At 66.2% G+C, this 10305-nt stretch carries 10 protein-coding genes; 3 read left to right on the top strand and 7 right to left on the bottom strand.

Annotated elements, in window-relative coordinates:
* Positions 1 to 862, bottom strand: an 862-nt coding sequence (locus DPV74_RS06215; RefSeq protein ID WP_162922963.1) for an MFS transporter, incomplete at its 3' end; no start/stop codon positions are given.
* 97 nt (positions 863 to 959) lie between these two features.
* On the opposite strand from DPV74_RS06215, the gene DPV74_RS06210 reads away from it, so the two are divergent.
* Positions 960 to 1889: a LysR family transcriptional regulator gene (locus tag DPV74_RS06210; protein WP_119336775.1), complete on the top strand. Its 930-nt coding sequence runs from the start codon at positions 960 to 962 to the stop codon at positions 1887 to 1889.
* A 184-nt stretch (positions 1890 to 2073) separates the two neighbouring features.
* Here DPV74_RS06210 and DPV74_RS06205 read toward each other — a convergent pair whose 3' ends face one another.
* From DPV74_RS06205 to DPV74_RS06180, 6 genes are all read right to left on the bottom strand, one after another.
* The gene (locus DPV74_RS06205; RefSeq protein ID WP_060175007.1) at positions 2074 to 2907 is read right to left on the bottom strand and encodes an OmpW family protein; all 834 of its coding nucleotides are present in this window, start codon (positions 2905 to 2907) and stop codon (positions 2074 to 2076) included.
* 18 nt (positions 2908 to 2925) lie between these two features.
* Positions 2926 to 4176 (bottom strand): DUF2957 domain-containing protein, encoded by a 1251-nt coding sequence (locus tag DPV74_RS06200; protein ID WP_119336774.1) that lies wholly within the window; start codon positions 4174 to 4176, stop codon positions 2926 to 2928.
* A 139-nt stretch (positions 4177 to 4315) separates the two neighbouring features.
* Positions 4316 to 5749 (bottom strand): DUF2957 domain-containing protein, encoded by a 1434-nt coding sequence (locus tag DPV74_RS06195; RefSeq protein ID WP_060084493.1) that lies wholly within the window; start codon positions 5747 to 5749, stop codon positions 4316 to 4318.
* A 437-nt stretch (positions 5750 to 6186) separates the two neighbouring features.
* Positions 6187 to 7137, bottom strand: a complete 951-nt coding sequence (gene argC, locus DPV74_RS06190) for an N-acetyl-gamma-glutamyl-phosphate reductase (protein WP_021158583.1) — start codon at positions 7135 to 7137, stop codon at positions 6187 to 6189.
* Positions 7138 to 7302: 165 nt separating this feature from the next.
* Entirely contained in the window at positions 7303 to 7875 is a 573-nt protein-coding gene (locus DPV74_RS06185) for a flavodoxin family protein (protein WP_021158582.1), read from the bottom strand.
* A 245-nt stretch (positions 7876 to 8120) separates the two neighbouring features.
* Positions 8121 to 8621 (bottom strand): YbhB/YbcL family Raf kinase inhibitor-like protein, encoded by a 501-nt coding sequence (locus DPV74_RS06180; protein ID WP_240439933.1) that lies wholly within the window; start codon positions 8619 to 8621, stop codon positions 8121 to 8123.
* 515 nt (positions 8622 to 9136) lie between these two features.
* On the opposite strand from DPV74_RS06180, the gene DPV74_RS06175 reads away from it, so the two are divergent.
* Together DPV74_RS06175 and DPV74_RS06170 are read left to right on the top strand one after the other, a co-directional pair.
* Positions 9137 to 9409, top strand: a complete 273-nt coding sequence (locus DPV74_RS06175; protein ID WP_119336772.1) for an XRE family transcriptional regulator — start codon at positions 9137 to 9139, stop codon at positions 9407 to 9409.
* Positions 9406 to 10173, top strand: a complete 768-nt coding sequence (locus DPV74_RS06170; protein WP_162922962.1) for an SGNH/GDSL hydrolase family protein — start codon at positions 9406 to 9408, stop codon at positions 10171 to 10173. The genes DPV74_RS06175 and DPV74_RS06170 overlap by 4 nt, the downstream gene beginning before the upstream one ends.
* The last annotated feature ends 132 nt before the right edge of the window (positions 10174 to 10305 follow it).

The raw sequence follows: 10305 nt of genomic DNA, 5'->3' as shown, positions 1-10305 counted from the left end.
CGCGGTCGCCGGCGCGGCCCGCGAGCGGCGTGACGATCGCGCCGCTCGCGCCGGCGAACGCGAACCATGCGATCCCGTGCAGGTCGAGGCCGAACGGCGGCTGCGCGAGCCGCAGCCCGACCGCGGTCCAGAATGCGCTGAACGCGGCCATCGCGAGCGCGGCCGACAGCGCATGCCGACGCAGCACCGGCTCATCGGCCAGCAGGCGCCCCATCGACGCGAGCAGTGCGCGGTAGCCGGCCGTGATCGACGGCGTACGCGACGGCAGGCGCAGGGCCAGCACGACGGCGATTGCAGCGTTCGCAAGCGCGGCCAGCAGATAGAAGCCGCGCCAGCCTGCCGAGCCCGCGATCAGGCTCGCGAGCGGCCGCGACAGCAGGATGCCGAGCATCAGCCCGCTCATCACGTTGCCGACCGCGCGGCCGCGCTGCGCCTCGGGCGCCATCGACGCGGCCATCGGCACGAGCATCTGGATCACGCTCGACGCGCCACCGGCCACGAGGGTGGCGAGCAGGAACACGGTGCCCGAGCGCGTGAATGCGGGCAGCGCGAGTGCAGCCGCGCATGCGGCCAGCGTCGCGACGATCAGGCGGCGGTTCTCGAGCAGGTCGACGAGCGGCACGAGCAGTACGAGCCCGGCCGCGTAGCCGAGCTGCGGCAACATCGCGACGAGGCCGGCAAGGCCGGGCGGCAGATGCAGATCGGCGCTGATCGGGCCCGTCAGCGGTTGCGCGGCGAACAAGTCCATCACGATCACGCCGACCGTCGCGGCGAAGAACAGCGTCATGCCCGCGCTCAACGCGGGCGGCGTGCCGGCGGGCGTGCGGACGGCGGCGGGGCAAGGGTTGGCGGGGCAGTTCATCGGAAGCCTGGCGAGTGGGTCGAAGGAGTCCCCATCGTAGGTGCCTGATGTTTATGCGACAATTGAAATATCTCTAACATGATTATGCGAGTTTGTTTTGAATACGCGTGATCTCCAGGCGTTCGTCGCGGTGGTCGACAGCGGGTCGATGGTCGCCGCGGCCGCGAAGCTCCACCTGACGCAGCCGGGCCTGACGCGGCGCGTGCAGAATCTCGAAACGCTGCTCGGCATGTCGCTGCTCGAACGGCAAAGCAAGCCGCTGAAGCCGACTGCCGCCGGGCGCGACGTCTACGCGCTCGCGCGCAACGTGCTGGGCGCGGTCGACGAACTGATGGCGGCGGGCGCGCCGGACAGCGAGCCGTCCGGCGAGCTGCGCATCGGCGTGCCGCCGTTCCTGTCCGAGCTGGCGCTCGAGCAGCCGATCGACCGGCTGCGCGACGCATTCGGGCGCCTCACGCTGCGCGTGACGGCCGGCTGGTCGCCGGCGCTGATGCAGGGCATCGAGCGCGGCACGCTCGACGTCGCGGCCGTGATGGTGCCGGCGAGTTCGGTATTGCCCGATACGTTCATGTCGACGCTGCTCGGCACCCAGCCGACGGTGCTCGTCGCCGCGCGCGACTTTCCGCTGCCCGACGGCCCGTTGTCGATCGACATGCTGTCGCGTTTTCCGTGGGTGCTGAGCCAGGACGGCTGCGGGATGCGTTCAGCGCTGAGCCGCACGCTCGGCGCGGCCGGGCTGCCGTTCGACGTCGCGGTCGAGGCATTCGGCTCGGAGCTGCAGCTGTCGCTCGTCGCGCGCGGCGCGGGCATCGGCATCGCCGCGCCGAACGCGCTGGCGCGCAGCGCGCACCGCGACGCGCTGAGGGTGGTGGAAACGGCGGGACTGGAGACGCGGATCAACGTGTGGATCGTGCACGGCGCGCTGCCGGGCCGGCTGGTGCGGCCCGTCGCGCTGCTGCGCGATGCGCTCGGCGAAGTGCTCGACCGGGAAAACAGGGTGGGGTCAGATGCAGTGAAGGCGATCTAGAGTCGGCATTCGAGGGAAAGTCCGTATTTTCTCTACGGAAATGTTGCATTGCGGAAACCGATTCGCTAGAATTGCACCTGTCTCCTCCATGTCTCCTCTGATATGGATTCAGCCCGCCTCTTAGGCGGGCTTTTTTTTGCCTGCGATTTTGCCGCGGCATGCCATGCGTCGTCCGTCGCGGCGCTCAGAACTTGTACGTCATCCCGACGTAGCTGATGATCGGGTCGGCCTTCAGGTCCGATTTGGATTCCGAGAGCACCGTGCCGTCGGCCGCCTTGATCGTCACCGTCGACGTCGTCTTCAGCGGGATGTACGTCACCGACGCGATCAGCCCGAAATGCTCGGTCATGTTGTACTGCAGCCCGGCGTTGAACACCGGCTGCCATGACGACGACGCCTTCGCCTCCACCGATGTCGTACCCGGCTTGCCCGCGCCCGCCGCGAGAATCGCGCCGAGGTTGTCCTGGGTCTGCTTGATGAAGTTCGTGTTGAGCTGAAGGTCGCTGAACCAGTTGTACGACACGCCGAGGCCGAGGAACGGCCGGAACTTCGCGGTGGCCTGCCCGAAGTAGTACTGCAGCAGCACGGCCGGGCTCCACTGCCGCACGCTCTTCACGATCGGGTTGACCGACGCGAGCCCGATGTTCTGCGTGCCGAGCGCGCCGGCCGGGCCGGGCGGCCTGATCGTGCCCTGGCCCGACACCTTGAACACCGGCGGCACGCCGGCCACCGACGTGACCGCGATGTGGTCGGTCAGGAAGTGGCTGACCGTCAGGCCGACGGTGTCGGCGCCGCTCGTGTGCAGCCCGGTGCCCGGCGACGTGAACGACGGCGGCAGCCGCAGCGGCGTGTTGATCGGTGTCGGTGCGACGTTGGTCGTCATCGGCGTGCTGCTCTGCTGCGGCATCACGTGGAACCAGCCCAGCGTGACGACGTTGCTGCCGGCGCTCTGCGCGTGCGCCGCGAGCGGCGCCAGCACGGCGGCGCCGGCCGCCGCGCAGCGTAGGGTTCTCTTCATCACGGCATTTCCCTCCGCTTACTGGACGAATGCGCCGATCGTGAAATACGGCGTCGATCCTGCGTTGTCGAGGAAACCGAACACGCCGCCCGAGAAGATGAACTTGCCGGTCGGCGACGTGCTGCCCGAACCCGTGTGGATTGTCGTGACCGTGCCCGGCACCTTCTGCGTGTAGTCCAGGTCGAGCGCGGTCGCGAGCGATGCCTGCGACGGCTGGAACGGATCGAGCAGCGTGGCCTGCTTGTCGATCAGCGCGGTGGTCCGGTAATCGAACTGGCTGTCGACGCCGATGTATTCACCGTTCTGCGAACCGGCCGCGATGGCCGTCTGCGGCGCGAGGATCGAGATACTCGATTCGTCGTCGGCGGTGAGGCCCGGCACCCCGTTGCTGTCGGGCGTCGGGTTCGGGTTCGCCACCCCGGTGCGCACGAGAATCGGCACGAGCTGGTTGCGCAGCTTGCCGACGATCATGAAGGCCTTGCCCTGCGGCGTGGCCGACAGCGTCGGTTTCAGCTGGCTCGCATAGTTGTTCGACTGGAATGCGCCGCTGCCGTCCGCCGACTGCACGAAGTTCGTGCCGCGCTGCGTGCACGCGCCGCCGGCGAACTGGCCGGTCGAGTCGCACTTGGTCCAGGTGCCGTCGGCGTTGATCGTCACCTTCGCGTCGATCGATGCCGGTGCGAAGTTCTGCGACGGCACTTCACCGAAGCCCGTGTGACTGTACGTGCCCGCCACCTTCGTGATGTCGGTTTCGATCGACGAGAAGCCGATGAACGGGTAGTACGGGAATTTCGTGTCGGGCACCGCGGCCTGGCCGAGCACGCCGTTGAACTGGATCTCCTTGCCGGGAATCGTGCCGCCCGCGACGCCCATGCCGACGAAGATGCGCGCCGGGCGCGACGGATCGAGGCTCGCGCCGTTCAGGCGGAATGCGCACTGGTTCAGCTTGTTGGTCGGCAGCAGCGTTTCCTGCGTGAGCGTGCCGCTGTCGACGGTGCCCGCGCGGGTCGGCACGACGGTGCCGGTCGTTTGCGGAACCGGCGATTCGACATAGGTGACCTGCCAGGTCATCTTGGTCGTGTCGAGCTGGATCTTGGCGAGTTCGCCGCTGCCCGCGCCGCCCGTAAACACGGTGGTGTAGTCGAGCGAGGCAGGGCAGAGCCGGTCTTCGACGAGCGGGGGCGGGTTGTCGCCGCCGCTGCCGCTGCCGCCGCAGGCAGAAAGAAGGGGGGCGGCAAGGGCCGCCGCCAGAATGAGGTTGCGCTTCATGTTGCTCCTCCAGATTTGTCTTGTACGGCGGCCAGCTCCCTGTCGGCCGCTTCTGTTGCTTGTGCTCGTCCTGCCTGCGCCGTGCCGCGCGCTCGTGCGTCACGCGACGGCGGCCAGCCCGCCGTCGCGTCCTCGTCCGCTACTTGCTGATCTGCGCGCCCACGCCGAAGTACGGTGTCGACGAAGTCGTCGAGTTCGCCGACGTCGACGTGACGCCGCCGTTCACCGTGCCCTGGATCAGCGCCGCGTACAGCCCGCCCGTCGCGATCACGACGCCAGTTGCGGACGGGTAGTTCGTGCCGGGCGGCGGCTTCGGCGTCGTCGTCGCGTTCAGCAGGCCCGGCGTCGCCTGGCCGTAGTCGAGCGTGAAGCCGTCTTCCTCGACCTGCGTGCTCGGGTTGATGAACGACGCGTTGCTGCCGCGGATCAGGGCCGCCGTGTACTTGAAGTTCGAGTCCGCGCCCGCGTAGCCGCCGTCGATCGCGCCCGACTGGATCGCCGTTGCCGCACCGAGCACCGCGATGCCCGATTCGTCGTCGACCTGCGCGTCGGTATGCAGCGGCGGCGTGCCGAGGTTCACGTTGCCCGTACGCACGATCACCGGCACCGTCGCGCCGTTGAGCTGGCCGATCACCATGTGCGCGGTGGCCGACTTGCCGGTCGCGCCGACGATCGGCAATTGCGTCTGCGGCAGCGTCTGCGGCGCCTTCGTGCTGTCGAAGTAGCCGCCGTTCGCGCTCGTCTTCCACGGGTCGCCGGTCGTCTGGCAGCCGCCCGAGCCGCTCGACGTGCACGCGCCGTTCGCATCGAACGTCTCGCTCGAGTTCGTGCCTTTCGTCGCGTAGTCGCCCGACGGAACCAGGTGGTAGATCAGCGCGTTGTACGTGCCCGGCAGCTTCGACAGGTCGGTCGTCGTGTTCGCGAAGCCGAGGAACGGATAGAAGTCGAAGTGACGGTTCGGCACCTTGCCGACGTCCTTTGCCACCACGATCGGGCCGATGGCGATCGTCAGCCCGTCGTACTGGATCGTCGCGCCGGGAATGCCGCCGCCCGCGACGCCCATGCCGACCAGCAGCATCGGCGGGTTCGCCCGGTTGAAGTCGGCGGCCGTCGAGTACGTGGCGCCGCCCGGCGCCTTGCCCGTGCCCGGCGTGAGGATGAACGCGCAGCGCGTCTGCTCGGCGGTCGGCAGCGTGCCGGTCGGCGGGTGCATGACCGCACCGGTGATCGTCGTGCCGGCGCGGCTCGGCGTGACCGTGCCGGTCGCGAGCGGAATCGGCGATTCGAGCCACTTGAGCGTGTAGGTCATCGCCACGGCGTCGATGTTGACGCTGACGATCTCGCCGCTACCGGCGCCGCCGAGGTACGTGCTCTTCACGATGTCCGCGTTGGCCGGGCACAGCGCGCCGTTGACGGGCTGCGAAGGCGGCGGCCCTTGCGTGCCGCAGCTCGATCCGGAACATTGGGGCGCATTGATCGGCGCGGGTGCGCCGCCGTCCCCTCCACCACATGCAACCAGGAAAGGGGCAATGGCAAAGGCCGTTGCCACCCCCTTCGATAAGGCGTGCGACATGCCGCTGTCTCCAATCGTTTAATTGTGCGAGCTAATGTCGCTGCCTGGATTTTTGCTGTCAATTGATGAACCCGTCTAAAAAAGGCGATTGAAACGGGCATCGTGTTTTGAATCCTTGTCTGACACGGTATTCAGTAAGAATTAAAACGTGCGACAGGCTGCCTGAAGCTGCCGGAGTGGGGAATGTGCGACGCCGGACAGGCCGGCGAAGAGCCTTCCTGCGTATAACGGCAGCGTTTAAAGCGGTCGGTATCCGGTTTATCCCTATTCGGGATTGACTGGATAAAGAGGGGGTGGAATTAATTCACTGGTAATCGCGCAATCGAAAGCTTGTAAATATTTGTAAATGCGAGATCGGTAATTTTTTTATATATTGCGTGATACCGGTAAATAAAAAGCCGGCCAGCGGCCGGCTTTGCATTGCATGCGATGTTGAATCAGCGTTTGAGACCCGCATCCTCGGCCGCGCCGATGTTCAGGTTCATGCACTGGATCGCGGCGCCCGATGCGCCCTTGCCGAGGTTGTCGAGGCGCGCGACCGTGACGAAGCGCTCTTCGTTGCCGAACACGAACAGGTCGACACGGTTCGTGTCGTTGTTCGCCTGCACGTCGAAGAAGCCGCCGTCGAGGTTCGCGTCCGCATCGAACGGCGCGACGCGCACGAAGGCTTCGTCCGCGTAGTACTCGGCGAACACGCGCTGCACGTCCTGCGGCGTCGCGCGTTTCGCGAGCTGCCCGGGCGTGAAGTAGGTCGTCACCGCGAGGCCCTTCAGGAACGGGCCGACGATCGGCGTGAAGATCGGCGGGTTCGCGAGGCCCGTGTGCGCGGCCATTTCCGGCAGGTGCTTGTGCGTGAGGCCGAGCGCGTACGGGCGCGGGCTCGCGAGCTTGCCGCCCGGCGCCGCGCTTTCGTAGTCGGCAATCATCGACTTGCCGCCGCCGCTGTAGCCGGTGATCGAGTAGCTGTGCGCGGCGAACGTCGGTGCAACGATGCCCGCATCGACGAGCGGACGCATCGCGAGCACGAAGGCCGATGCATGGCAGCCCGGCACCGCGATGCGCTTCGACGTGCGAATCTTCTCGCGCTGCGCGCGGGTCAGTTCCGGCAGGCCGTAGGCCCAGTCGGCGCTGGTGCGGAACGCGGTGCTCGCGTCGATCAGCGTCGTGTTCGGGTTCTCGACGAGCGACGCCGATTCGCGCGATGCGACATCCGGCAGGCACAGGAACGTGACGTCCGACGCGTTGATCAGGCGGCGGCGCTCTTCGACGTCCTTGCGCTTCGCTTCATCGATGCGCAGGATCTCGATGTCGCTGCGTGCCGACAGGTATTCGAAGATCTTGAGGCCGGTCGTGCCTTCCTGGCCGTCGACAAAAACTTTGGTGCTCATTTCGCTCTCACTGAATGAAACGGGGCCCGCGCCCTGAATCCGCCATTTTAAGACGTCATCCGGCGGGCCTGCATCGCGCGGGTCGAAAAAAAGACGGCCGGCGGGCCGTCTTGTGTCCCTTTGACGCACGCCGGCGCGCTCATCTGCGCGCTCGCCGGCGCGTGCTCAGCCGCGGCCGGCGACCCAGCGGGCCGTCGCTTCGGCGACCCGCCGGCCGAATGCCTTCCCGGTTTCGAGATCGCCCGGCAGCGGGCCCTCGTCGGGCGTCGCATCGGCCGGCGACTGCGCGAGCAGGCCCGTCGAGCCGCCCAGGTAGTTGATGTCGTTGCGCGTAGCCGCCTTCGAGTTGGCCGGCATCAGGCTCGTGCCGACCCACACCATCCCATGCTGCATCGACAGCGTGACGAAGTATTGAATCGTCGAGAACTTGTCGCCGTTCATGGTCGCGGAGTTCGTGAAGCCCGCGGCGATCTTGTCCTTCCATTTCTGCGTGAACCACGCTTTCGACGTCGCATCGGCGAATTGCTTGAACTGCGCCGACGGGCCGCCCATGTAGGTCGGTGCCCCGAAGACGATCGCGTCGGCCGCGTCGAGCGCGGCCCAGCCCGCGTCGTCGACGTCGCCGACCGCGAGCAGGCGCACGGTCGCGCCGGCGTCCTGCGCGCCCGCGTGAACGGCCTCGGCCAGTTTCTGCGTGTGACCGTAGCCGCTGTGATAGACGATGACGATGTTCGACATGAGGCGTTCTCCGGAAAGGAACGGGAACGGCGGCCGTTGCGGCACGCCGGGTCACGCGTCGCCGGCCGGCGACGCGACGGAAGCGCGGCGTGGCGCCGCGACCGGTGACGACGAGTCTAGCAAGCCGAAATGACGCGAAAACACGCGGGCGCGGAATACGCCCGGAGTACGCCAGTGCGCGGCGGCAGGCAATCGCGGCGGCGCGCGGCAGGGGGCGATGCCCGCCGCCGGGTGCCCGTCACCCGTTATTGCCCGTAGTTGACCGTGAGTTGCGCGGTGCCGATCGCCAGCGTGCCGATCTCGTGCTCGAACATCGGCGCGGGGCGCCCCTGCGCGACGCGCAGGTCGTCGCCCTTCAGCGCGTAGACGGTGACCACGTAGCGGTGCGGCTTGCCGGGCGGCGGGCACGGGCCGCCGTAACCGTCGATTCCGAAGTCGTTGCGCGCTTCGCTTGCACCGATGCGCCGCAGGAAGCCGGATGCGCTCGCGTCGGCGGGCAGGCTCGTGACCGTCGCGGGAATGCCCGCCACGGCCCAGTGCCACCAGCCGTGCCCCGGCGCGTCGGGATCGAAGATCGTGACCGCGTAGCCGCGCGTGCCGGGCGGCGGGTTGTGCCAGGCGAGCTGCGGCGAGTGGTTGCCGCCCTTGCAGTCGCCGCGGTCGAACACGTTCGCGGCACGGACGCGCCCGCCCGGCGTCAGGTCGTCGCTCGTCACGGTGAACGCGCCTTCTGCATGCGCGGGCACGGTAGCGAACGCGGCGGCATAAAGGAAGACGAGGTGGGCGAAGAGAGCGAGGAGGGCGGCAAGGAACGGCGACGGGCGACCCGATGGCGCAGGCGGAGTGATCCGGCTGAAGCGCGGCGCGATATTTCGGCCAGTCGCCGCGCGATAAATGAGGGGTGTTCTGTCTTGCGATAGATGGAAAGAAATTGCAGATTTGGCGGCAGACCGGTGAGAGACTCACACGAGTATCGACTGTCCCCATACGTCGCATGCGCGACCGGCTGGCACTCGGGGGGCGGGCTATCTTCAGCAGGGCCTTGCAGACACCTGACCGCACGAAGCCGATACCGTGTGAGCAAGTCCGATTATCTCCGAAACACCCCCTGGCGTGCACACGACGTCAATCGTCATTCTTGACGCATAGGCCCATCGGACCTAGACTCAATCCCGAGAGGAAGCGCGATGGCGCGGCCCAGACACCCGAGAGGATTCCATGAACACCACGCTCAACGCGGCGTTGCGCCGCCATTTCCCCTATGCGATACGATCCGCCGACTCCGAAAGACCTGGAGAAGCTCAAGAACGACCTCAAACTCAGCAGCGCACAGATGGCAGAGCTGTTTGGTGTGCAGGGCGGCCGACAATGGCGCAAGTACACGGGGGGCGAAGAACCGCGCGAAATCAGCCCGCACATCCTGTTCTTCGCAGCAGCCCGGCTCGAACTATCGCCGGAGGATTTAGAGCGGGTGCTAGCGCGTATGCGCGCGATTGGAGCCACGATCGATCTTCGCTCTGGAGAGTCATCGTGAAGAGATCATCCTGCTTGTTTCTCGGCGCGCTCATCGCTTCATGCTTCGGTTGCGGCGGCGGTGACGGATCGTCGGCATACGCCTCGACTCCCTCCATGCAACAGCAGCGGGCCGTGCTTGTCGAGACATATGGCGACAGTACTACGGACGGCATGACCGTCATAAACGGGGTGGCCGTCAAAAATCCGAACAACCAGATAGCTATTCTTCAAACTCTGCTTCAACAACGATTCGGCAAGGCGGTGACTGTCTCAAATCATGGAGTGAGCGGAACGGAAGCGTCGCAGTTGCTCAATGGAACCGATGGCCGCCATCCGACATGGACGAAGCAAATGGCGCAGTCGAAGGCCGACGTCGTCTTGATCGAATTCGGGCTAAACGACACCTTTTTCTTCGGAAATCCACGCGCCGGCGTCGAATCAGAGTCACCGGACCGATTTGAGCAAATTGTGGCTGAGCTTGTTGCCGGCGCGCGCGCGGCTGGCAAGAAGGTCGTACTCATCGAACCAGGGCCATCATGCAATCCCAACCGCCAAGCGACGTTGCCGTACTACGTGATGCGCGTCGACAACGTCGCCAAGAATCTAGACGTGCCGCTCGTGCAGCATTATTGGCCGATTGTCGCCAGGCCAGACTGGCAGGCATTGCTTAGTGATTGCACTCACCCGACTACCGAACTGTATTCGATGCATGCAAGAGCGACTTTCGATGTTATTGCGCCGATCGTGATGGATTTAATGAATCCGACTGCCCGGAAGCAGTGAATGCTTCTGCCGCGAATGACGCGACGTATGCCTTCCATCGGGGATCGTCTGCAGAGACGATCCCTTGATTGCGCCACACCGCAGGGTCCTGTTCGCATCCGAACGATGCACTAATCTCCGTCTCTGACTCGT

The organism is Burkholderia sp. HAN2018 (assembly GCF_024704855.1).
In the GTDB taxonomy this organism is placed as follows: Bacteria; Pseudomonadota; Gammaproteobacteria; order Burkholderiales; family Burkholderiaceae; genus Burkholderia; species Burkholderia cepacia.
Note: the sequence above shows the minus strand (reverse complement) of the source record. Positions and strands in the feature narration are given on the sequence as shown.

Bases quoted from the DNA above. Each gene is read 5' to 3' on its own strand.
- DPV74_RS06205 (WP_060175007.1), bottom strand. From the start codon at position 2,907: ATGAAGAGAACCCTACGCTGCGCGGCGGCCGGCGCCGCCGTGCTGGCG.
- DPV74_RS06200 (WP_119336774.1), bottom strand. From the start codon at position 4,176: ATGAAGCGCAACCTCATTCTGGCGGCGGCCCTTGCCGCCCCCCTTCTT.
- DPV74_RS06195 (WP_060084493.1), bottom strand. From the start codon at position 5,749: ATGTCGCACGCCTTATCGAAGGGGGTGGCAACGGCCTTTGCCATTGCC.
- argC (WP_021158583.1), bottom strand. From the start codon at position 7,137: ATGAGCACCAAAGTTTTTGTCGACGGCCAGGAAGGCACGACCGGCCTC.
- DPV74_RS06185 (WP_021158582.1), bottom strand. From the start codon at position 7,875: ATGTCGAACATCGTCATCGTCTATCACAGCGGCTACGGTCACACGCAG.
- DPV74_RS06175 (WP_119336772.1), top strand. From the start codon at position 9,137: ATGCGATACGATCCGCCGACTCCGAAAGACCTGGAGAAGCTCAAGAAC.